Origin of the sequence: Bacteroides sp. NGMCC 1.200775 (assembly GCF_040798045.1) — a bacterium.
GTDB classification, from domain to species: Bacteria; Bacteroidota; Bacteroidia; order Bacteroidales; family Bacteroidaceae; genus Bacteroides; species Bacteroides hominis.
This window is the reverse complement of the sequence record NZ_JASCQK010000001.1, coordinates 792,587-814,214: the sequence shown is the minus strand read 5'-3', so window position 1 is coordinate 814,214 and position 21,628 is coordinate 792,587. Positions and strand designations below refer to the sequence as shown.

Below are 21,628 nucleotides of genomic sequence, written 5' to 3'. Positions count from 1 at the left end.
TATAGAAAGTGAAGAGGAAAGATAATTTATTGGTTTCTGTTTGTGTTCTTGCTTATAATTCTTCAAAATATATCTTGGAAACATTAAATAGTATAAAGAATCAAACGTATGATACGATTGAATTAATTATCAGTGATGACTGCTCAACTGATGATACTGTTGCTCTTTGCACACAATGGATAAATCGAAATTTTGAGCGTTTTGTAAATGTGAAAATTATAACAAGTACTGTGAATTCTGGAATTTCAGCTAATTGCAATCGTGCTTACAATGCTGCAAATGGAAAATGGATAAAAGGAATAGCAGGCGATGATCTGTTATTATCTAATTGTATTACTGATAATGTAAACTATGTAAATGAACATGAAGAGATTCATGTTCTGCTTTCTGATACAGTTTATTTTAAAAATACTAAGACAGGAGTGAAATTATTGGAACATTATCACCAAAGTGCTGGTGGAGGGTTTTGGAATAAGACAGCTGCTGAACAGCATAAATTACTATATCAGAAAAATTATGCTGAAGCTCCTACTCTTTTTATAAAATCAGAGATATGTCGTATGTATCCTTTTAATGAAAAATATAAAATGATAGAAGATTATCCTTTTTGGCTAACTCTGACGGCAAATGGTATTAAATTATATCATATTAGTATAAAGACAGTTATGTATAGATTGGAAGATTCGGCAACTAGATCATCTAAATTGTTATATAGAGAAAAATATGAAGATTCTTTTCGTTTATTTTATCTTCTCGAATTGAAGGATACATTGTATTATCATCACCATGATATTTATAAAGAGTTTCAGATACATTTTTTATGTTATGATTTAGCTTTACTTCTTTTTAAGAATAGAAAAAATATTATAACAAAAACTGTTAATAAAACAATCCGTGTTATATTGAATTTTTTAGCTGTTGTGTGAATTTATATGTGACCTTTGTTATTAGTATATTGCTATGATTAATATTTTATTGATAGAGCCAGAAGGTAAAGGAACTATTGCGAGACTAACTAATAATTTGTATTTAGCTTTTTCAAAGAGAGAAGATGTTAATGTGTATATCGCAAATGTAAATTATCAAGATAATGATGATTTTATAGTCGATAGACAATTTAATTTTATGAATAAATATCATTTTCCATTAGGGAAATTAGTTTATTATGTTAGATGTGTCTTTTTTATAAAAAGACTAAAAAAAGATCTTACTCCATTAATAACAATTAGTACATCTGAAGCTTGCTCTACCTATAATGTACTGTCTAAAGGTAATGGCCGTAACATTGGCATATTTCATTCATCATTGGTATACAGTAAAAATAAGACAAACAATATATGGAAGTATTTGTTGCAATATTTTTCATTTTGTTTACTGTATAGATATCTTGATAAACTTTATTGTGTAAGTCCAGATGTAAAAGCTTTTATTCTTGAGAATTTTTCTTCTATTTCTCCTTTTAAAGTTTCAATCTTATATAATATTCATGACATACAACAGATTATAAAACTATCGAATGTTTCTATTGAAAATCTTCTTTTTTCATCAATGAATGAGTATATCGTTTTTGTTGGACGGCTAGATTATAATAAGTCTCCCGATAAAGTAATACGTGCTTTTGCTGAATTTAGTATGAAAAGAGAAGGTGTTGGACTATTGATAATAGGAGGGGATACCCATTGTTTGTTACATAAATTAAAGAATTTGTGTTCGGAGCTTGAAATCCTTCATAAAGTAATTTTTTTAGGAAACGTATCTAACCCTTATAAATATATAAAGAAAGCGAAGTTTTTGGTATTACCATCTAAATCAGAAGCTTTACCAGGGGTAATAATTGAATCTTTGATTTTGAATATCCCAGTAATAACGACTAATTCCTCCATGGGGATTTGGGATATAATGGATTGTACAGAAAGTTATGATAAAAATCTTTTAGGTACATTTATTGCTTCAAAAGGAATAATAACTTCTAATCTATGTAAAGAGAATTGTTTTATAAAGTCTGAACTGAATATAGATGAAATGAACTTGGTAGATTCTATGTCTACTTTATATGATAATGATATTATGTATCAGAATATGGCAAATGAAAGATCTCTTTTTTTAAGTAAAATAACAGAAGAGTTTGTATTGAATAAAATATTGTTAGAGAATGTTTGATTATTTGTTTATGTGTATAAGCATTGCTGTGTATTGAGTATGTGGATTGCTAAAATAGGTTTCTCAGATAAAAAAGTATTGATGCGTATTTTATTCACTATATGCTATGTACTTTTATATCAATTTATTTGGGTCGAATATTGTTGTGATAATTTTGATTACTACGGTTTTGCAATGATAGAATATGATTTTTATGAATATATTCCGACTTTATTTATGGCAATTTGTCCTATTCTATTTTATAATGGTTTGTTGAAAATATCAAGTATAATATCAATTATAATATATGTTTTTTGTTATATACCGATAATCTTATCTATTTTTTATATGCAGAATCAGAATATTAATAATTGTGTGTTTTTTACTCAGTTTCTAGTTTTTTTAGGAATGGTTTCTTTCTTTCTTTCTGACCGCTTGGTAATAAGGAATATGGAGTATTGCAGACGCATAAAAAAATATTCGTTTAAATCTTTGTTGTGGATAACTTTAGCCATTATTATTATACTAATAATTTTGTATAGTCCATATATGCGTTTGGTTTCTCTTAGTGATGTTTATGATTTAAGAGAAAATAGTGCCAATATTACAGGAATGGGGATCGTTGGGTATTTAGTTTTTTGGTCATCGAATGCTTTTGTTCCGTTTTTTTTTATATATGGTCTTTTGAAAAAAAAGACTCTATATGTTGTATTGGGGTTTGTTTGTTATGTATTACTCTTCATGATGACTGGGCAAAAAACTAATTTTTTTATGCCGCTTATCTTGTATGGTTTTATTGTTTTGTTGCGATATGAAAGGAAAGGTCTCCCTTTTTATTTATTGTTAATCTGTTCTTTAGTTTGTATTTCTATTTTGGTATTTAACCTTAGCGATGATTTTATGATCATTAAAGCTATTGTTTTTATGCGAACCTTATGTATTCCTGGATTATTATTTGTTAATTATTTAGATTTTTTCTTAACTCACGATTTAACTTATTATACCCATGTGTCAATCATACAGTTATTTACGGGCGCTTATCCATATAATGAGCCTTTGGGTTATGTTATAGGGGATATATATGGTGGGGGAAACGTTAATGCTAATTTTTGGACTACAGATGGTATTGCTGCAATGTTATTGCCTGGAATATTATTTATTAATATATTGTTTTTTATTTTTCTAGTATTTTTAAATAGTATTACAAAAAAAATTAATCGTGATTTTGTTTTTGTTTTATTTATACCATCAATCGTGTATCTTTTAAATGCTTCTTTTTTTACATTTTTACTTTCTTCTGGTGGTATTATATGTATATTAATATTGCTTTTCTTTGATATACCTTTGGATGAAGTGAATTGAGTTGATGAAAGAAAACGGATCTATGACGAATCTATTTCCTGTAGATAGAACAGTCGCAATGAGGGGAATAGCTATTTTTTTGATTATTTTGAGTCATATAATTGGGCTTTTTCAGATAAGATATGCGACCCCTTTAGGTGGTACTGGTGTAGCTATATTTTTAATTCTATCAGGATATGGATTAAGGGAATCTTTTTCAAAAAAAGGGCTTTTAGGTTTTTGGAAGAATAAATTTTTAAATGTATATATTCCATATTTTATAGTAGAGTTACTTTTATTAGGAGAAGGTGAAGATTTTAATATTCTATCTTTGTTACTATTACGACCTAGTGTATCGTATTTCTGGTATTTGAATTTTTTGTTACTTAATTATTGGATATTTTTCATTTTATATTCAAGAGCATGGCATAGGTATGATAACTATATTCTATTAATAATAAGTTGTTTGATCTTTTTTTATTGTGGAGAATTAAGAGCTGAACAATGTTTATCTTTCCCTTTAGGTGTTTTTTTGTCTAAATATAAGTATAGAGTATATCGCTATATTAATAAGTATACTATAATATGTTGTTTATTAATTGGCTTTTTAGCTTTGTTTATAAAACAATTTGATTGGTGTAGGGCTCATAATATTTTATTCGTATTTGTCCAGATATTAAATAAACTTCCATTAGCATTATCTATAATGTTTATGTTTTTATTTGTTAAAAAGAATGTTTTCTGGAATTGTTTAGGCAAATATTCTTATGAATTATATCTGACACATATATTGTTTATTCCCATGTTAATAGTAAATACGTCTTTAAGTATTATTCCTATATATATTATTTTATTTATTCTTTCTGCATTATTCATTTATAAAATAAAAGTATATGTAATATCCTTACTGAAAAAATGATTGTTAATAGGTGATAAAATTTTAGAATGTCAAAAAATATGGATAATATTAAGATTGCCGTAATAGGTCTTGGTTATGTTGGGCTACCTTTGGCCCGATTGTTTTCGACAAAATATGAATGTATTGGTTTTGATCTGAACCAGTCTCGTGTTGATGCTTTAAATTCCGGTCATGATATGACTTTAGAGGTTTCTGACGACTTACTTCGGAAAGCGATAGAAAATGGTTTCAAATGTACCAGTAATATTGACGAAATAAGGAATTGTAACTTTTATGTTGTAGCTGTACCAACCCCTGTGGATTTGAATAATCGCCCCGATCTTACACCCTTGATTGGTGCGAGTACTACAGTTGGAAAAGTTATTTCAAAAGGGGATATTGTTGTGTATGAATCTACTGTATATCCGGGAGTAACTGAGGAAGAATGTCTTCCGGTAGTCGAAAAAGTGTCAGGGTTAACATACAATGTGGATTTTTATGCAGGTTATTCACCAGAACGTATAAACCCGGGTGATAAAGAACATACTGTTGAAAAGATTAAGAAAGTAACTTCCGGTTCGACTCCTGAGATTGCTGACATTGTTGATTCTATATATAATTCAGTGTTGGTTAACGGTACTCATAAAGCCCCTTCTATTAAAGTGGCTGAAGCTTCTAAAATAATAGAGAACTCCCAGCGCGATGTGAATATTGCCTTCATGAATGAACTTTCAAAGATTTTCAATGCAATGGGCATTGATACCAATGATGTTATTGAGGCTGCATCTTCCAAATGGAATTTTATCAAGTTGAAGCCGGGCTTGGTCGGTGGACACTGTATAAGTGTTGATCCTTATTATCTTATTCAGAAGGCTCAGGTTTATGGGGTACTCCCACGAATCATGTCTGCAGCAAGGCGCTTGAATGATGGTATGGGAGACTATGTCGCCAATCAGGTGATTAGGTTAATGAATAAAAAAGGTATCCTTGTCAAAGATTCAAAGATTCTGCTTCTGGGTTTTACTTTTAAAGAAGACTGCCCTGATATTCGAAACACCAAGGTGATAGACATTTATTCTACCTTACATGAGTATACTTCTGACATTACCGTCTATGATGCTTGGGCTAATTCGGCTAAAGTGGCACATGAATATGGTATATCGATCCTGACTGCTGGTCTTGATAATTTGTTTGGACAGTTTGACGCTGTTGTATTGTGTGTTGGACATAAAGAGTTTCAACATATGAATATTCGCGATTTTCTCCGATCTGATGCGGGCGTTGTTTATGATGTTAAAGCGGTATTGAATAAAAATATAATAGATGGCAGATTATAATTCTTCTATTTGTTGTATTTTTAATATAGGGACTCACTATCGCAATCCCATATATTCAAAAATGTCTTCAGAGCTTCCCTGCGATTTTTATTTTGGTGATCGTCTATTGACACCAATAAAGAAAATGGATTATACCCAATTGAACTATTTTCGCTCAGAATTGCATAACAAATATTTATTTTCTCAGTTTTATTGGCAATCTAAATCTGTCCGGTTAGTCTTTAAACCCTATACTTGTTATGTATTGGATGGAGAACCTTATTGTTTGTCTTCATGGGTTATCCTTTTCTGGGCAAAACTTTTAAATAAGAAAACAGTAGCTTGGACTCATGGTTGGTATGGCAGAGAAAGTATTGTAAAGAAGGTTATAAAAAAGTTGTTTTATTCTTTGTTTTCTGAGTTGATGGTTTATGGCGAATATGCTATTTCCCTGATGTCAAAAGAAGGCTTTGATAAATCAAAGATGGTTTGTATTGCAAACTCTTTGGATTATGATAATCAGTTGAAGATCAGACGAAATTTGTCGCCTTCTTCTATTTATTCTACTCATTTTTCTAACTCCTATCCTGTATTATTCTATATCGGGCGTGTGCAAAAATCGAAGAAATTGGAATATATAATCCAAGCTATGGATATCTTGAAACAGAAAGGATTTCCGGTAAACCTTGTTGTTGTCGGTAAAGATGTGGATGGAGTTCATCTTGATAGTGTGGTAGATAAATATAATCTTGGCTCTCATGTCTGGTTATATGGACCTTGTTATGACGAGATGCGCATAGGAGAGATGTTCTATAATGCGGATGTTTGTGTGTCTCCTGGGAATGTTGGCTTGACTGCTATCCATTCTCTGACTTATGGTTGTCCTGTTATAACCCATAATAATTTTCCTTTTCAGGGTCCTGAATTTGAGTCTATAATTCAGGGGAAAACCGGTGATTTTTTTCAGGAAAATGATGTAAATAGTCTGGCTGATACTATTCAGAAATGGTTAAGTCAGAATTTGCATAGTCGAGAGGCTATTCGGCAGTTTGCCTATCAGACAATTGATACCAAATGGAACTTGTATTACCAGATGAATATTCTCAAACAAGTTTTTCTTAAACAAGCTAAGGATGAATGACTTTCGGAGTTTAATAAGGAATAGTGTTTTGGATATTTTAGGGATATTTTCCTGTCCTCAAAATGGTATTCATATATTGAATGGACATATGATATGTCGTGGAGTGGCTAATGATCAAGCAAAATATTATTTTTCTTACCAATTAAAAGAACTTTCCCGACATATACGTTTCATAAGGGTGGAGGAGGCCACTTCTCTAATTCTCAATCATGAAAGTGTCGATGAACCTTTGGTTGCCTTTACATTTGACGATGGTTTTATGGAATGTCATTCAATGATAGCACCTGTTTTGGAACAGTTTGGGGTGAATGCGGCTTTTTTTATCAATCCCAATTTTGCGAATGGGGATGATGTGTATATTCAGAATTTTACAAATAACATAGTTCTCACTCCCGGTAAAACTCCAATGCGGTGGAAAGAGATAAGGGATCTGCATGAGAGGGGACATATTATTGGTGCACATACAATGGATCATTATATGATTAATGATAATGATTTGGCAGAATTGGATAAACAAATAGGCTGTTGTAAATCAGTTATTGAACATAAACTTTCTACTCCTTGTGAATACTTTGCTTTTCCATATGGACGCTTGGAACACGCTAATCAATCTTCGATTGATATTGCATGTAAGTATTACAAATATGTGTTTTCTCAATCGGACTATAAACATTACTTTTCTTTTGGCGGTCGCGTAATTAACAGACGGCATTTTGAGCCTTTTTGGCCCGTGAAACATGTTTCTTATTTTTTGAGTTGCCATAAAAAATAGGGGACTTTAATTAGTCTTTTCGATCTTGTTCTCTTCTATTTGATCACTACGATAGTGAAAACTCTCTTTCAAATAAATGTTGTTGCTAACTCTGGTTCCACCGGCCATATTGCAGAGGAGTTAGGGCGTTTGGTTATTGCTTCTGGCTGGAAAAGTTATATTGCTTACGGTCGTTGGGCCTGTCCCAGCCAATCTATGTTGATTAGGGTTGGAACTAGATTTGATCTCTTTGTCCATGGCTTGAAATCCATGTTGTTTGACAGGCATGGTTTTGGTTCACGGAGAGCTACCTTGCACTTAATTTCAAAAATAGAGAAAATAAAACCGGACATAATCCATTTGCATAATCTTCATGGCTATTATTTAAACTGTGAGGTTTTATTTGACTATCTATCTACAGCTAAAATACCTGTTGTTTGGACTTTGCATGATTGTTGGAGTTTCACGGGACATTGTGTCCATTTTCAGAATATCGGGTGTGAGAAGTGGAAGACAGGTTGTTTTGCATGTCCCAATATACGAGATTATCCCAAAGCTTTAGGTTGTGATAACTCTCGTATGAACTATATAGAAAAGAAGAGATTGTTTACTTCGGTTGAACGTATGATGATTGTACCTGTTTGCAATTGGCTAAGTGATATGTTGAGTAAGTCATATCTTTCTCAAATAAAACGGCAGACTATTGTTAACGGAATAGATTTAGATGTGTTTAAGCCGTCAACTGTAATATCTGAAACAGTTAAACAGTATGCTTTACAATCAAAGTTTATTGTGTTAGCTGTAGCTTCTAATTGGAATTCAACAAAAGGAGAATCTGATATATATTATTTTTCAAAGCAAATGCCTGAAGATCTCTTTATAATGATAGGCTTGAGTAAAAAGCAAATAGGAAAATTACCTCCTAATATAATAGGATTTGAACGAACTGAAAATATAAGTCAGCTAGTTGACTTTTATTCAATAGCAAATGTTCTTATAAATCCTACTTATCAAGATACATTTCCTACTGTAAATTTAGAAGCTATGGCTTGTGGTACACCTGTGATAACTTACGATACAGGTGGATGTAAGGAAATGATTTCAGAGCAAACTGGATTTGTAATAGCAAAGGGGGATAAGGAAAAATTCTTGAGTAGTTTGAATAAAATAAAACATGTATCTAAAGATTTCTATCATGAAAATTGCAGGAGGCATGCTGTTGATTTATATGATAAAGAAGAAAGATATAAGGAGTATGTAAATCTGTATTATGATCTCTTGAACAATGATTTATAATTGCTAAATAAAAAATTCCATTTTATGAAATTTTCTTTAATAACCGTTACTTTTAATAGTGGGCAAACACTTCGTTGTACTCTAGATTCTGTATTAAAGCAAACATATAAAAATATTGAATATATACTTGTTGATGGCTTGTCTCATGATAATACAATAGATTTAATTAAAGAATATGAACCATTATTCAAAGGACGCATGCATTGGATTTCTGAGAAAGATGAGGGATTATATGATGCAATGAATAAGGGGTTTTCTATGGCAACAGGGGATGTTATTGGTATAATTAATTCTGATGATCTGTTTGCTGAAGATACAGCGATAGAAAAAGTTATAAATTGTTTTGAAACTGATATATCAATTGATGCCGTTTATGCTGATTTGTATTATGTCTCTCGAAATAACACAGATGCAATAGTCCGTCGTTGGATCACGGGAAAACAAAAGAGTTTTGCTAAAGGTTGGCATCCTGCACATCCAACTTTCTATGTAAAAAGATGTATATATATGAAATATGGATTATTCGATCTGGATTTTAAGTTTGCTGCTGATTTCGAATTAATGCTTCGATTTGTAGAAAAGGAGCATATTAGTTTATTGTATTTTCCTGAACCTTTAGTTCGGATGCGTTTAGGGGGAACTACCAGTAGAAGTCTGAATAATATTAGAAAGGGAAATATTGAGTGTTTCAAGGCATTTAAAAAGAATAGGGTACCTGTTAGTCTTTTATATCCATTGTATCGCTTATTTCCTAAACTTAAACAATTTTTCTAGATATATGAAACTCTTATTTACCGGTGCCTCCGGATTTTTGGGAAGAAACATCTATCAGCTTTTGGAAAAGACGTATGTAATCAAAACGGTTGGACTTACTCCCCAAGATGATTATAAGATAGATATAGCTCGGAATATTCCTGTCTTTACAGAGGTATTTGATATTGCGCTGCATGCTGCAGGTAAAGCGCATTCTACTCCTAAAACAGAAGAGGAGAAACAGGCCTTTTTTGATGTAAACTTACAAGGTACTAAGAATTTATGTACCGCTTTGGAACAAAGTGGTATTCCTAAAGCTTTTATTTTTATAAGTACTGTTGCTGTTTATGGTTGTGATTCGGGTGAGAATATCACGGAAGAGCATCCTTTGAATGGAACTACTCCTTATGCTTTGAGTAAGATTAAGGCTGAGAAATACTTGGAAGGGTGGTGTGCTATGCATAATGTAAAGTTAAGTATACTTCGTCCTTCATTGATTGCCGGACCTAATCCTCCGGGAAATTTAGGAGCGATGATTCATGGGATTAGAAATGGTAAGTACTTAAGTATTGCCGGGGGAAAAGCCCGGAAAAGTGTTCTGATGGTTCAGGATATTGCAAATCTTCTTCCTATGTTAATAGAAAAGGGTGGGATATATAATGTTTGTGACAGTTACCAGCCGAGTTTTCGTGAGTTGGAGATGGTGATATGTAAACAATTGAGTAGAAAAGGACCAATATCTATTCCTTATTGGTTGGCTAAAAGCATGGCTGTCGTTGGAGACTGCCTGGGTGAAAAAGCTCCGATCAATTCTTTGAAACTTCGTAAAATAACAAGCTCTTTGACTTTTAGTAATGAAAAGGCAACGCGTGAACTTGGGTGGAAACCTATGAATGTTTTGAGGAATTTTCAGATAGAATAAGGAGGTATTGTAAGTGGAATTTTTTTTGATTATGGGACTCCTAATAGGGGGTATTTCTTTTGCCTTTTTAGGACTTCAACTTTGGTTTTATTTCATTAAAAAGAACGAATAGTTTATGTATTATCTGCTAATCTTAGTTCTGCTATTCTTAGTAGAACTTTTTTATTTCCGTATTGCTGATAAATGCAATATCATCGATAAACCGAACGAGCGGAGTTCGCACACCCGGATCACTTTGAGAGGGGGAGGAATCATTTTCTTCTTTGGCGCATTAGCTTACTTTCTGACGAATCAGTTTGAGTATCCTTGGTTTATGCTGGCTCTGACATTGATTACTTTTATCAGTTTTGTAGACGACATTCGTTCTACTTCTCAGGGGTTACGTTTGGTGTTTCATTTTACGGCGATGGCTTTGATGTTCTATCAATGGGGGTTGTTCAGCCTGCCTTGGTGGACCATTGTGGTTGCTTTAATTGTTTGCACAGGAATTATCAATGCCTATAATTTCATGGATGGTATTAATGGCATTACAGGTGGATACTCGTTGGTGGTGCTGGCGGCATTAGCATTTATAAATAGGGTATATGTTCCATTTGTAGAGCCGGCTTTGATTTATACCATGCTTTGTGCTGTGTTGGTCTTTAACTTCTTCAATTTCCGGAAACAGGCAAAGTGTTTTGCGGGGGATGTAGGTTCGGTTAGCATTGCTTTCGTGATTCTCTTTCTGATCGGTATGCTGATAATCCGTACGGAAAATTTCAGCTGGATTGTCTTGTTGGCAGTCTATGGGGTGGATAGTGTGCTGACAATAATTCATCGGTTGATGTTGCATGAGAATATTGGTTTGCCACATCGGAAACATTTGTACCAGATTATGGCAAATGAGCTGAAAATTCCTCACATGGTGGTTTCGTTGGTGTATATGTTGGTGCAGGCAGTAGTTATAGCCGGGTATCTTCTATTTCCGGGGAATGAATATGGGTATTTGTCGGGTACCATTATTGCGCTGAGTTTAGTCTATATTCTATTTATGAAGCGTTTCTTTTGCTTGCATCAAGCGAAGTGATATTGTCAATATTATGCTTCCTACCATAGATCTAATATGGTCTAAAAAATAAAAGAAGTTACAGTCGAAAAATAATAGAGTTACAAAACAAAGGGTAGCTAATAATTACAAAGATTCATGTTCAATATAGCATTGATATTCCCATTTTTTATATTTAGCCTATAACATCTCAATACGGTCATTGATTTCCTCTTTTATTTGATGGCTCCAATAGGCATCAACTCCTGCTATGTGCGCATATCGCTGGTAGTTGCTGACAACACTGATTACCTTGTCTACGTATTTCTCCTTATAGGCTACCAATGTACCCACTTTCCGATTCCATAAAAACACATCAAGATTTTGTATCATTATTGTTTCTCCTTACTCTTTGGGGAATGAATTTATTTAGTTGTTTCAGTGCCATTAGTGGCATGGGCAACTCAGGCAGTAAATCACTTATACGTTGCTCCATGCCGATTATCCGCAACAATGATATGAAATTATTTAGGGTCATGTTCTGATTGACACCTTGTTCAAAATGGCTTATAGTAGCAAGACTCACACCGGATTTCTCCGCCATTTCCTTTTGGCTCATCCGTGCGGCAAGCCTATACTCCTTTATGCGTTTCGCTAAAAGTAGCATTATCTCTTGGTTGGTAATATAGTCCGCTTTACTCATACATGGTGGAATATTACTATTTAATTGCAAAATTTTAAAAATAATATCTATATATTACTACCATTGTGAGACTTTCTATACTGGAACTATGCATTTGTCGGATGAACTAAAACTTAACTGATATTGGGTACATGTGTATGAACCTGTTTTGAACGAAGAGCTTAGAATTATGATACAGATAATCAGTGTCTTATAAGTTTTTCTGAGAAAACAGCTTTCCGGACCGTTTTTTTCTTTGCCGATAATTTGTAAATCTTCATCTTTGCAGTGTTGATCAACGAAACATGAATGAAACGTAGTAGTAACATTAGTAAAGAAGGAGAAAAATTATGCCTTTATTTTATAGAGCGAGACAATCGCAGTTGAAAACTAAAGAGGGAAAGAAACAGTGGCATCTCACTCTGGTGAAAGTTGGAAAAATGGTAACTTCACAACAGTTGGCCGAAGTAATAGCTGAAAAATCATCGTTGACACCGGGTGATGTTCATAATGTGATTCGTAACCTGATGACTGCCATGCGTAAAGAGTTGTTAAATAGCCGTTCGGTACGTCTGGAGGGATTAGGCACTTTCACGATGAAAGCTTGTACACAAGGGCATGGAGTGGATCAAGAGGAAGAGGTGAATCCGAATCAGGTGGCGGCTCTTCGTTGTCTGTTTACTCCGGAATATACTCGTCCCGCAGCTATCGGCACTACCCGTGCTTTGCTTCAGGGAGTGGAATTCCAGAAAGTCAGTGCGATAGGGGGAGCAATTAATGGTGGATCGGGTAGTGGAGATGGAGATATTGTAGATGATCCGACAGCTTGATAAAGTTTATTGTAGATATAATAATGATTGCAAATGAAAGGAGGTATGAAGAATATGAAGAAAACGGGATGGAATATTATATTGAAGTTGATTATTGCTGTGGCAAGTGCTGTAGCCGGTGTAATCGGTGGGCAGGCTATGACATTATAAAGCGGAATTAATAACCAAACAGGGTGAACTCCCGATAGCCATTAAAGGCTTTCGGGAGTTTTTCTTTTCCCCATGATCTTGTCTATAATCAGAGCGATGGCTCCATCACCGGTTACGTTACAAGCTGTACCGAAACTGTCCATAGCGATATAAAGGGCGATCATCAATGCCTGAGCCGATTCATCGAAACCGAGCATGGACTGGAGGATGCCTAAAGAAGCCATAATAGCACCTCCGGGGACACCGGGAGCAGCAACCATCGTGATGCCAAGCATGAAAATGAAACCTGCAAACAAGGAAAAATCGAAAGGCATGCCTTGCATCATCATTAAGGCTAAAGCGCAGGCCACAATCTTCAGGGTACTTCCGGATAAATGGATAGTGGCACAAAGCGGGATAACGAATCCGGCTATATCGGCTGATACACCGTTTTTCTTGGTCTGTTCGAGTGTAACAGGGATGGTGGCGGCTGATGACTGAGTGCCTAAAGCGGTGAAATAAGCCGGCAGCATCCGTCCCAACAAGCGGAACGGGTTTTTACGGACAAACAATGCTGCAACAGAGTACTGGAAGACCAACAGAAAGATGTGCAGTACAAAAATGACGCCAATGATCTTAATAAATACCATCAGGATGGAGAATACTTGTCCGGAATGTGTCATGTTGAGGAAGATGCCAAAGATATAAATGGGAAGTAATGGGAGGATAACTGCACTGATCATGCGTACGATGATCTCCTGGAAGTCGCGTGCTACGTTTTTCAAAGCGTCACTGTGCAGACTGGCAAGTCCTAAGCCGAGGGTAAAGGCAAGGACAAGTGCGGTCATGACATTCATCAACGGTGGGATGGCGACCGAGAAATAAGGTAGAATACCTTGGGCCTCACTTACCTCGTCGAGAGGTGCTCCCGGTGTGATAAGTGAGGGAAAAACGGCAGCTCCGGTGAAATAGGAGAGGAAGCCGGAGAAAAGAGTAGCACCGTAGGCAATGAGTGCGGTGACAAGTAGCATTCGTCCGGCTCCTTTACCAATATCGGCAATGGCAATGGTGACCAGGCCGAGGATGATAAGAGGAATGGAGAAATTGAGGAACTCTCCGAAGATGGAGTTGAAGGTCACGAACAGCCGTACCAAAGGCGTCGGCAGGAAATTTCCGATAGCGATACCAAGTATAATAGCTATGATGATACGTGGTAAAAGTCCGATGTGTATTTTCTTCATTACGAGTTTTTAGAAGTTTGTTACAAAAGTAATATTTTATTCTGAAACTATCCGAACAAATATTTTCGATATGTGTTATAGATAATAAGAAATAGAACAAAATATCAACTGATTTAGATAAATATTACAATTATGGCAACTCAGAATAAAACAGATATAGGCCTGATTGGTTTAGCTGTAATGGGAGAAAATTTAGCCTTGAACATGGAAAGTAGAGGATGGAGCGTATCGGTGTATAATCGTACGGTGCCCGGTGTGGAAGAAGGCGTGGTGGAACGTTTTATGAATGGAAGGGCTAAAGATAAGCATATAGAGGGGTTTACGGACATAGAAGATTTTGTGAAATCAATTGCTGTACCTCGTAAGATTATGATGATGGTGCGTGCCGGTAGTCCGGTGGACGAATTGATGGAGCAACTTTTCCCATACCTTTCTCCGGGTGATATATTGATTGACGGAGGTAACTCAAATTATGAAGATACAAACCGCAGAGTGAAACTGGCAGAATCGAAGGGATTTCTGTTCGTCGGTGCCGGTGTGTCGGGCGGAGAAGAGGGGGCTTTGAATGGAGCTTCTATTATGCCGGGCGGTTCGGAAAAGGCATGGGAGGAGGTAAAACCTATTTTGCAGAGTATTGCTGCCAAAGCTCCCGATGGAAGTCCGTGCTGCCAGTGGGTGGGACCTGCCGGATCGGGACACTTTGTGAAGATGATCCATAACGGAATAGAGTATGGTGATATGCAGTTGATTGCTGAAGCTTATTGGGTGATGAAGAAATTACTGGATATGCCTAATGAAGAAATGGCGTCTGTGTTTGCTCGTTGGAATGAAGGTAAGTTGCGGAGTTATCTGATAGAAATCACAGGCAATATACTCCGTCATAAAGATAATACAGGGGCCTATCTGATCGATAAAATTCTGGATGCTGCCGGACAGAAGGGGACAGGCAAATGGTCGGTGATCAACGCCATGGAATTAGGTATGCCATTAGGATTGATTGCTACGGCTGTTTTTGAACGTAGCCTGTCGGCACAGAAGGAACTCCGTGAGACGGCTGCCCGTCAGTACCAATGTAAGCATTCGATGGCTGTATATAATAAACAGGATACGGAAAAAGAAATATTTGCGGCGTTGTATGCTTCGAAACTGGTTTCGTATGCACAAGGATTTGCGGTATTGCAGCGTGCTTCCGATGCATTTGGATGGAACCTCGATTTGGCTTCGATTGCACGGATGTGGAGAGGTGGATGCATTATTCGTAGTATTTTCCTGAATGATATTGCTGCTGCATTTGAGGCAAAAGAAAAACCGGAACATTTGCTGCTGGCTCCATATTTTGAGCAGGAAATCAAAGGATTGTTGTCCGGATGGAAGAATCTGGTGGCGCAGGCTATGCGTGAAGAACTACCTGTTCCGGCTTTCTCCTCAGCTTTGAATTATTTCTATTCGTTAGTGTCGGCTGACCTTCCGGCCAATCTGATACAGGCACAGCGCGATTATTTCGGTGCTCATACATTTGAGCGGAAAGATGAGTTACGAGGAGTCTTTTTCCATGAAAACTGGACTGGATATGGAGGAGATACAAAGTCGGGTACGTATAATGTATAAGCAAAAAAAGAAATATGAGTAAATTTGTAATGACTATCTTTGGTGCTTCGGGTGACTTAACGAAGCGTAAGTTGATGCCGGCGTTGTATTCGTTGTATGTAGCCAAGCGTCTTCCGGAAGAATTTGAAATTCTCGGGGTGGGACGTACGGTTTATGAGGATGCGGACTATCGGACTTACATTTATAGTGAGATGGAGAAATTTGTGAAGTCGGAAGAGCAGAATAAGGAGAAGATGGACGCTTTCGTTGGACATCTTCACTATCTGGCAATAGACCCGGCATTGGAAAGCGGATACGGACAACTTCGGCTGCGAATTGAAGAACTGAGCGGGGACAGCCGGCCGGACGATTTGTTGTTTTACCTGGCTACACCTCCATCATTGTATGGCGTGATTCCGTTGCATCTGAAATCAGTACATCTGAATGAAGGTCGTGCGCGGATTATTGTTGAAAAGCCTTTTGGGTATGATCTGGAGTCGGCCGAGAAACTGAATCGAATTTATGCTTCCGTATTTGATGAACATCAGATTTACCGAATCGATCATTTCTTAGGTAAAGAAACTGCTCAGAATTTGTTGGCTTTTCGTTTTGCCAATGGTATTTTCGAACCTTTATGGAACCGTAACTATATAGATTATGTGGAAGTAACCGCCGTGGAAAATCTCGGAATCGAGCAACGCGGCGGTTTTTATGATACTACGGGTGCTCTTCGGGATATGGTGCAGAATCATCTGATCCAGTTGGTGGCACTTACTGCCATGGAGCCTCCCGCTGTGTTCAATGCAGATAACTTCCGTAATGAAGTGGTAAAAGTATATGAGTCTCTGACTCCTTTGACTGAAACGGATCTGAACGAACACATTGTCCGGGGACAATATACAGCCGGAGGAAACAAAAGAGGGTACCGGGAAGAGAAGAATATAGCACCGGACTCGCGCACCGAAACTTATATCGCCATGAAACTGGGGATCAGTAACTGGAGGTGGAGCGGAGTGCCTTTCTATATCCGGACAGGCAAACAAATGCCGACGAAAGTGACGGAGATTGTCGTACACTTCCGTGAAACTCCGCATCAGATGTTCCATTGTGCGGGCGGTAATTGTCCGAGGGCAAATAAACTGATTCTTCGCTTGCAGCCCAATGAAGGTATTGTATTGAAATTTGGTATGAAAGTGCCGGGACCGGGATTTGAGGTCAAACAGGTTACAATGGATTTCAGTTATGATCAGTTGGGAGGGGTACCCGGAGGAGATGCTTATGCCCGCCTGATAGAAGACTGTATTCTGGGTGACCAGACCCTCTTTACACGAAGTGATGCCGTAGAAGCATCCTGGCATTTCTTTGACCCTATTTTGCGTTATTGGAATGAACATCCCGAGGCACCGCTATATGGCTATCCGGCAGGAACTTGGGGACCTTTGGAAAGTGAAGCTATGATGCATGAACATGGTGCCGATTGGACCAATCCATGTAAGAATTTAACAAACACAGATCAATACTGCGAATTATGAAACCCTATATTTTCCCTTCGTCCATAGAGACGGCACGCGCACTGATATTACATTTGGTGAAACTGATGTTAGATGAACCGGACAGAACCTTCTGCATTGCATTCAGTGGCGGAAGCACTCCGGCACTGATGTTTGACTTATGGGCGAATGAATATACGGATATCACTCCTTGGGAACGATTGAAAGTGTTTTGGGTCGACGAGCGTTGTGTGCCTCCTGAGAATTCGGATAGTAATTATGGGATGATGAGGTCGTTGCTGCTGAGTATCGTACCTATTCCGTACGAGAATGTGTTTCGTATCCAGGGAGAGAATAATCCAAAGAAAGAGGCTGCCCGCTATTCGAAACTGGTAATGAAGGAGGTGCCGGTGGAGAACGGTTTTCCGGTGTTTGATGTAATATTGTTGGGAGCAGGTAATGACGGGCATACATCGTCTATTTTTCCGGGGCAAGAAGAACTGCTTTCGACAGATCATATATATGAGGCGAATTTTAATCCGAATAACGGGCAAAAGAGGATAGCTCTGACAGGAATGCCGATTTTGAATGCGCGTAGAATCATCTTCCTGATAACGGGAAGAGTGAAGGGGCCGGTTGTAGAAGACATCTTTTATTCGGGAGATACGGGTCCGGCTGCTTACATAGCCCATCATGCTGACAATGTGGAGCTGTTCATGGATAACGCGGCGGCGGAAAAGATTATCCGCAGATAAAAAACAAAAACCGTCCGACCTTCACAGGCCGGACGGTTTTTGTTCTATTTTTGAATACGTTATTTACATACAACAATTAAACAGTATGATAATTAAAATAACAACTCAACAAAATGGAATCCGGGAGAATCACTTCGGCCGGATTGGCTTATCTCACTTAAATGTGACTTACGTAATAATTATGACTAATTAATGTATGGCAAAGATAGGTGGTTTTTTGCTTTGGGACAATCACTCGATTTAGGTATTGTGAAGAGGGTTATCACTATAAGTAGGGATTGAGCCGGGCGGAAAGGAGGAGTGTGTTTTGTTTTATGCTCTTTAAGTTGTAAATTTGCGGAAAAACAAGAGTAATATGGAATATAAGTTTGACGAACAGAGTGTGAGAGAATTAATGGAATGGGCGCAAGCTGCACAGCTGCCTCAAGAGCTGGAACTGAGTAAGGCAGAGCGTATTTTTGATGTGAAGCTTTGTGTGGAATCTGATTTATCCTGCATCAGAGCTCACTATCCGGATGCTTTTTACAATCCTGCTATTACTCGCCTGTATCGTATCAAGGAGAAGCTGGAGGAGAAGTGACTTCCGGATATGAGTAAGTGACTTAAAAGTATGTAATCAATTTGCGATTCTGTGGAATTTTTCCACAATAAATGTGGAATACTCCTTTATATTCCACTATTCCAAATGAAAGCTGTTTTTATATAATTACTTGAAAATGAGTTGCCGATCTGGATTGGCATATGTCTGGCATGTGTATTGCATTATAATATTCAGATGTTTAGTTATAGTTAGTAGATCTAGAACAATTAAGTTTTCAAGAATTATGAAAAAGGTATTAGTAGCATTGGTAATAGTAATGGGATTGGGATTTTCAGTAGTAAAAGCAGATGAACCTCTAAAGAAAAAATCTGCGAAAGTGGAACAGAGGGATTCACGGGAAGATTTTACGCCAATCGAGGTTAATAATCTTCCTGAGGCAGTGATTGATGAGTTATCCTGTGAGGGAGCACTGATTAAAGAGGCTTTTATAGCCTATAGTCGTTCGGAAGGCAAACTCTACAAAGTGATTATATTATCGAGCGATTTTCATGAACAGGCAGTGTTCTTGAATGAAAGAGGGAATATACTGAATAGATAGTTTCCCAATCTTTGAAGAAAGCACACAACTGAATTTATGTTAAGCCTCGGTTCGAAAGAACCGGGGCTATTTTTTTGTTCAGGAGAAATGATTCTGTATTTGAGAGGTAAATAGAATGGTTTGAAATTAATAATTGTTTCCGCCTTTTCTCTTTCATACTTTTGTACTGTAAGCTTACAAGAGACAGGAGATTTATAGGCGGATTCTGAAAAGCCTGATAGAAAGAGTAAGAACAAAAAAAGAGTTTTATGGCGAGAATCAATGGTAAATTAGTAGGGAATTTTTTGACAGAAGGTATGATTACGGCGCTACCTGATTGGTTTGTTGTATTAGGTAAGTGTGGTAGTGGTAGTGAAAAAGAAACGTTCATGAATAAAGAGAGTGTCGTGAGAAGTTGTATAAATACTGTTTGGCCTCAAGAAATTGTGCCGTTATGCTATGTACCTGGTAATATTTCATATGTGACTTTAGATAAAATGGGACAGTGTGCTATGAGTTCTCAATTCACTGGTTGTCTAATGAGTTCGTTTTGGTTAAATAAAACAGTATATGGTTTGCCGGTCAATAAACAAATTATTTGTCATATCGCGAATGGAGACGATATAGTTAACGGTGAATGTATTGCAAAGGTTAATAAGTTAATTCCTGATAATATTTCTTTTAAGCCATCTTTGATCATTAATCTGCCAAAATGGGGGGATGATTATCAAAATGCTTGCAAAAAGTTAGGATACATTGTTAAAATAGAAACCAATATATGTGGGATTATTACTGAAGATAACGAATTATTTTCTTTTATTATTGGACAAAAGAATAGCGATAATAAGTTATATGTTATGGCGTGGTGCCGTTGGGAAGTTGATGGGAAGAACCAAAGAATGGTAGAAGCGCTTTCAATAGATGATGAATTGAATACATATTGGGGTTAAATATGGGAATTCGATATATAAATTATCAGGATCGGTTAGAAAATGCTTATTGCGGCGGGTATGCTTTGGCGGCCATGATTAATTTGTTCGATTCGTCACTGACTCCGGATAAACCGTATGGTAAAAGTATTTATGATCAGATTCAGGCCATACAGCGTGCAACTCTCAATAATAACAGGAAATGTTTTATTGATAGGATGACTCGATATTTGCATGATCGGAATATTGAAGGTACATACTCTCTGCCTTCCTCGGTCTCTATGTATGCAAAAAATATGGGATTGAATCCGAGAGTCTGTTATAATGAGTCAAAGTTGAAAGAGAATCTGGTATCCGTAATAAATAATATAGGTTTAGAACAATTTAATGTTGATGATTTGATAGGGGAAGAGATATCTCTGATAGTCTCTTCGGGAATACCAGTTGTTGAAAATGTTACTAATTTTTCTATCATGAACTCTCTGGCATTGGTGGAAGGAGGAATGCATTGGATTGCTATTGGCGATATAAAAGTCGCGAGTGGAGAAAATATGTATTACGATCCTGAATCAGTGGGAAAACCTCCTTATGAATATTCTGGCTTAAACATTGTGTTGAATCCTTTTCAGTGATTTTGCCGTGTTTTATAGGCGGATTCCGAAAAGCCTTGAATAGAGTAGGAAAAGCTTAAGGGTATTATAATATGAAAGTATGTATGTCGTCTAAAAAGAGAAACAATGGTTCTGTTGCTAAAATTCAAGGTCATTACTACAATAATAATGATGACTCTTGTTTTCAGGAAATAAAGGAAATGGCCCCAATTTCTATTAAAGCTTGTAAGGGGAATCAGTTGCTTATTACGCTTACCGTTTTGGATACTTGGTGTGAGAAATCCGGTGACGGAGCATGGTTTGCTATTAAAGTTAATAATAAAATTGTAGCACGGGGATTGTATTCTGTGGCAATGGATGGACAACGTGTTCCCATTACTTTACAGGCAATGGTTGATGTCACTTCGTTGGAAGAAGATATTACGATCAGAGCTATGTGGTGTAATTGTGAGGGAACTTCCGGCAGAGCTTGCTGCATAGGAGAATTCTCAGAATCAATACTTACTGTGTTAGTAAATGACTGGAACGTAGTTAATTCAAAATTAGAAGAAATGACTAAGAATTTATCTAAAATTCCAGGTCTGAAATAAGGCGGACAACGATAAGTCATGGATTATACGGGCAGTGAATTAATGGCGGCATTTGTTCACTGCCCGTTTTGTCGGATTTATCAAA

24 protein-coding genes are annotated in these 21,628 nt (G+C 36.6%); 21 read left to right on the top strand and 3 right to left on the bottom strand.

Features of this window, described 5'->3' with window-relative positions:
* Nucleotides 1–8 precede the first annotated feature (8 nt).
* From QK890_RS03650 to QK890_RS03600, 11 genes are all read left to right on the top strand, one after another.
* A complete protein-coding gene (locus tag QK890_RS03650; RefSeq protein ID WP_234165306.1) occupies nucleotides 9–926 on the top strand; it encodes a glycosyltransferase family 2 protein in 918 nt (305 codons plus the stop codon).
* A gap of 34 nt (nucleotides 927–960) precedes the next feature.
* A complete protein-coding gene (locus QK890_RS03645; RefSeq protein WP_234165308.1) occupies nucleotides 961–2,160 on the top strand; it encodes a glycosyltransferase in 1,200 nt (399 codons plus the stop codon).
* Between the two features lie 327 nt (nucleotides 2,161–2,487).
* On the top strand, nucleotides 2,488–3,501 hold the full coding sequence (locus QK890_RS03640; RefSeq protein WP_269096194.1) for a hypothetical protein: 1,014 nt from the start codon (nucleotides 2,488–2,490) through the stop codon (nucleotides 3,499–3,501).
* A 4-nt stretch (nucleotides 3,502–3,505) separates the two neighbouring features.
* Complete coding sequence (locus tag QK890_RS03635) at nucleotides 3,506–4,399, top strand: acyltransferase family protein (protein WP_234060511.1); 894 nt, start codon at nucleotides 3,506–3,508, stop codon at nucleotides 4,397–4,399.
* 38 nt (nucleotides 4,400–4,437) lie between these two features.
* Nucleotides 4,438–5,715, top strand: a complete 1,278-nt coding sequence (locus QK890_RS03630; RefSeq protein ID WP_234165315.1) for a nucleotide sugar dehydrogenase — start codon at nucleotides 4,438–4,440, stop codon at nucleotides 5,713–5,715.
* Nucleotides 5,702–6,835 (top strand): glycosyltransferase, encoded by a 1,134-nt coding sequence (locus QK890_RS03625; protein WP_367627196.1) that lies wholly within the window; start codon nucleotides 5,702–5,704, stop codon nucleotides 6,833–6,835. The genes QK890_RS03630 and QK890_RS03625 overlap by 14 nt, the downstream gene beginning before the upstream one ends.
* Entirely contained in the window at nucleotides 6,828–7,607 is a 780-nt protein-coding gene (locus QK890_RS03620; RefSeq protein ID WP_367627195.1) for a polysaccharide deacetylase family protein, read from the top strand. The genes QK890_RS03625 and QK890_RS03620 overlap by 8 nt, the downstream gene beginning before the upstream one ends.
* A gap of 54 nt (nucleotides 7,608–7,661) precedes the next feature.
* Nucleotides 7,662–8,882 (top strand): glycosyltransferase, encoded by a 1,221-nt coding sequence (locus tag QK890_RS03615; protein ID WP_234165319.1) that lies wholly within the window; start codon nucleotides 7,662–7,664, stop codon nucleotides 8,880–8,882.
* A 24-nt stretch (nucleotides 8,883–8,906) separates the two neighbouring features.
* On the top strand, nucleotides 8,907–9,656 hold the full coding sequence (locus tag QK890_RS03610; RefSeq protein ID WP_005800461.1) for a glycosyltransferase family 2 protein: 750 nt from the start codon (nucleotides 8,907–8,909) through the stop codon (nucleotides 9,654–9,656).
* Nucleotides 9,657–9,660: 4 nt separating this feature from the next.
* Complete coding sequence (locus QK890_RS03605) at nucleotides 9,661–10,557, top strand: NAD-dependent epimerase/dehydratase family protein (RefSeq protein WP_234190782.1); 897 nt, start codon at nucleotides 9,661–9,663, stop codon at nucleotides 10,555–10,557.
* Between the two features lie 115 nt (nucleotides 10,558–10,672).
* A complete protein-coding gene (locus QK890_RS03600) occupies nucleotides 10,673–11,623 on the top strand; it encodes a glycosyltransferase family 4 protein (RefSeq protein ID WP_234190783.1) in 951 nt (316 codons plus the stop codon).
* 159 nt (nucleotides 11,624–11,782) lie between these two features.
* On the opposite strand, the gene QK890_RS03595 is transcribed toward QK890_RS03600, so the two are convergent.
* Both QK890_RS03595 and QK890_RS03590 read right to left on the bottom strand, forming a co-directional pair.
* Complete coding sequence (locus QK890_RS03595; RefSeq protein WP_220575510.1) at nucleotides 11,783–11,974, bottom strand: hypothetical protein; 192 nt, start codon at nucleotides 11,972–11,974, stop codon at nucleotides 11,783–11,785.
* Complete coding sequence (locus QK890_RS03590) at nucleotides 11,958–12,284, bottom strand: helix-turn-helix domain-containing protein (protein WP_175636643.1); 327 nt, start codon at nucleotides 12,282–12,284, stop codon at nucleotides 11,958–11,960. Before QK890_RS03590 ends, QK890_RS03595 begins: the two co-directional genes overlap by 17 nt.
* A 329-nt stretch (nucleotides 12,285–12,613) precedes the next feature.
* On the opposite strand from QK890_RS03590, the gene QK890_RS03585 reads away from it, so the two are divergent.
* Nucleotides 12,614–13,093, top strand: coding sequence for an HU family DNA-binding protein (locus tag QK890_RS03585; RefSeq protein WP_005776650.1), 480 nt, complete (start codon nucleotides 12,614–12,616; stop codon nucleotides 13,091–13,093).
* A 54-nt stretch (nucleotides 13,094–13,147) separates the two neighbouring features.
* The gene (locus QK890_RS03580) at nucleotides 13,148–13,243 is read left to right on the top strand and encodes a smalltalk protein (protein WP_005786866.1); all 96 of its coding nucleotides are present in this window, start codon (nucleotides 13,148–13,150) and stop codon (nucleotides 13,241–13,243) included.
* Between the two features lie 41 nt (nucleotides 13,244–13,284).
* Here QK890_RS03580 and QK890_RS03575 read toward each other — a convergent pair whose 3' ends face one another.
* On the bottom strand, nucleotides 13,285–14,463 hold the full coding sequence (locus tag QK890_RS03575) for a dicarboxylate/amino acid:cation symporter (RefSeq protein WP_022012978.1): 1,179 nt from the start codon (nucleotides 14,461–14,463) through the stop codon (nucleotides 13,285–13,287).
* Nucleotides 14,464–14,595: 132 nt separating this feature from the next.
* On the opposite strand from QK890_RS03575, the gene gnd reads away from it, so the two are divergent.
* The 8 genes from gnd to QK890_RS03535 all read left to right on the top strand — a co-directional run bounded on the left by gnd (nucleotide 14,596) and on the right by QK890_RS03535 (nucleotide 21,543).
* Complete coding sequence (gene gnd, locus QK890_RS03570; protein WP_032530627.1) at nucleotides 14,596–16,071, top strand: decarboxylating NADP(+)-dependent phosphogluconate dehydrogenase; 1,476 nt, start codon at nucleotides 14,596–14,598, stop codon at nucleotides 16,069–16,071.
* A 14-nt stretch (nucleotides 16,072–16,085) separates the two neighbouring features.
* Nucleotides 16,086–17,582, top strand: coding sequence for a glucose-6-phosphate dehydrogenase (gene zwf, locus QK890_RS03565; protein ID WP_005819720.1), 1,497 nt, complete (start codon nucleotides 16,086–16,088; stop codon nucleotides 17,580–17,582).
* Complete coding sequence (gene pgl / locus QK890_RS03560) at nucleotides 17,579–18,295, top strand: 6-phosphogluconolactonase (RefSeq protein ID WP_022012975.1); 717 nt, start codon at nucleotides 17,579–17,581, stop codon at nucleotides 18,293–18,295. The genes zwf and pgl overlap by 4 nt, the downstream gene beginning before the upstream one ends.
* Nucleotides 18,296–18,650: 355 nt before the next feature.
* Complete coding sequence (locus QK890_RS03555; protein ID WP_220575511.1) at nucleotides 18,651–18,875, top strand: hypothetical protein; 225 nt, start codon at nucleotides 18,651–18,653, stop codon at nucleotides 18,873–18,875.
* Between the two features lie 244 nt (nucleotides 18,876–19,119).
* Nucleotides 19,120–19,434 (top strand): hypothetical protein, encoded by a 315-nt coding sequence (locus QK890_RS03550; RefSeq protein WP_005776657.1) that lies wholly within the window; start codon nucleotides 19,120–19,122, stop codon nucleotides 19,432–19,434.
* A 248-nt stretch (nucleotides 19,435–19,682) separates the two neighbouring features.
* The gene (locus QK890_RS03545; RefSeq protein ID WP_220575512.1) at nucleotides 19,683–20,363 is read left to right on the top strand and encodes a hypothetical protein; all 681 of its coding nucleotides are present in this window, start codon (nucleotides 19,683–19,685) and stop codon (nucleotides 20,361–20,363) included.
* Between the two features lie 2 nt (nucleotides 20,364–20,365).
* Nucleotides 20,366–20,974, top strand: coding sequence for a hypothetical protein (locus tag QK890_RS03540; protein WP_220575513.1), 609 nt, complete (start codon nucleotides 20,366–20,368; stop codon nucleotides 20,972–20,974).
* A 71-nt stretch (nucleotides 20,975–21,045) separates the two neighbouring features.
* Complete coding sequence (locus QK890_RS03535; protein ID WP_234190784.1) at nucleotides 21,046–21,543, top strand: hypothetical protein; 498 nt, start codon at nucleotides 21,046–21,048, stop codon at nucleotides 21,541–21,543.
* Nucleotides 21,544–21,628 lie beyond the last annotated feature (85 nt).

Coding starts and splice junctions, on each gene's coding strand:
- QK890_RS03645 (WP_234165308.1), top strand. CDS start 961: ATGATTAATATTTTATTGATAGAGCCAGAAGGTAAAGGAACTATTGCG.
- QK890_RS03640 (WP_269096194.1), top strand. CDS start 2,488: ATGCAGAATCAGAATATTAATAATTGTGTGTTTTTTACTCAGTTTCTA.
- QK890_RS03635 (WP_234060511.1), top strand. CDS start 3,506: ATGAAAGAAAACGGATCTATGACGAATCTATTTCCTGTAGATAGAACA.
- QK890_RS03630 (WP_234165315.1), top strand. CDS start 4,438: ATGGATAATATTAAGATTGCCGTAATAGGTCTTGGTTATGTTGGGCTA.
- QK890_RS03625 (WP_367627196.1), top strand. CDS start 5,702: ATGGCAGATTATAATTCTTCTATTTGTTGTATTTTTAATATAGGGACT.
- QK890_RS03620 (WP_367627195.1), top strand. CDS start 6,828: ATGAATGACTTTCGGAGTTTAATAAGGAATAGTGTTTTGGATATTTTA.
- QK890_RS03610 (WP_005800461.1), top strand. CDS start 8,907: ATGAAATTTTCTTTAATAACCGTTACTTTTAATAGTGGGCAAACACTT.
- QK890_RS03605 (WP_234190782.1), top strand. CDS start 9,661: ATGAAACTCTTATTTACCGGTGCCTCCGGATTTTTGGGAAGAAACATC.
- QK890_RS03600 (WP_234190783.1), top strand. CDS start 10,673: ATGTATTATCTGCTAATCTTAGTTCTGCTATTCTTAGTAGAACTTTTT.
- QK890_RS03595 (WP_220575510.1), bottom strand. CDS start 11,974: ATGATACAAAATCTTGATGTGTTTTTATGGAATCGGAAAGTGGGTACA.
- QK890_RS03590 (WP_175636643.1), bottom strand. CDS start 12,284: ATGAGTAAAGCGGACTATATTACCAACCAAGAGATAATGCTACTTTTA.
- QK890_RS03585 (WP_005776650.1), top strand. CDS start 12,614: ATGCCTTTATTTTATAGAGCGAGACAATCGCAGTTGAAAACTAAAGAG.
- QK890_RS03580 (WP_005786866.1), top strand. CDS start 13,148: ATGAAGAAAACGGGATGGAATATTATATTGAAGTTGATTATTGCTGTG.
- QK890_RS03575 (WP_022012978.1), bottom strand. CDS start 14,463: ATGAAGAAAATACACATCGGACTTTTACCACGTATCATCATAGCTATT.
- gnd (WP_032530627.1), top strand. CDS start 14,596: ATGGCAACTCAGAATAAAACAGATATAGGCCTGATTGGTTTAGCTGTA.
- zwf (WP_005819720.1), top strand. CDS start 16,086: ATGAGTAAATTTGTAATGACTATCTTTGGTGCTTCGGGTGACTTAACG.
- pgl (WP_022012975.1), top strand. CDS start 17,579: ATGAAACCCTATATTTTCCCTTCGTCCATAGAGACGGCACGCGCACTG.
- QK890_RS03555 (WP_220575511.1), top strand. CDS start 18,651: ATGGAATATAAGTTTGACGAACAGAGTGTGAGAGAATTAATGGAATGG.
- QK890_RS03550 (WP_005776657.1), top strand. CDS start 19,120: ATGAAAAAGGTATTAGTAGCATTGGTAATAGTAATGGGATTGGGATTT.
- QK890_RS03545 (WP_220575512.1), top strand. CDS start 19,683: ATGGCGAGAATCAATGGTAAATTAGTAGGGAATTTTTTGACAGAAGGT.
- QK890_RS03540 (WP_220575513.1), top strand. CDS start 20,366: ATGGGAATTCGATATATAAATTATCAGGATCGGTTAGAAAATGCTTAT.
- QK890_RS03535 (WP_234190784.1), top strand. CDS start 21,046: ATGAAAGTATGTATGTCGTCTAAAAAGAGAAACAATGGTTCTGTTGCT.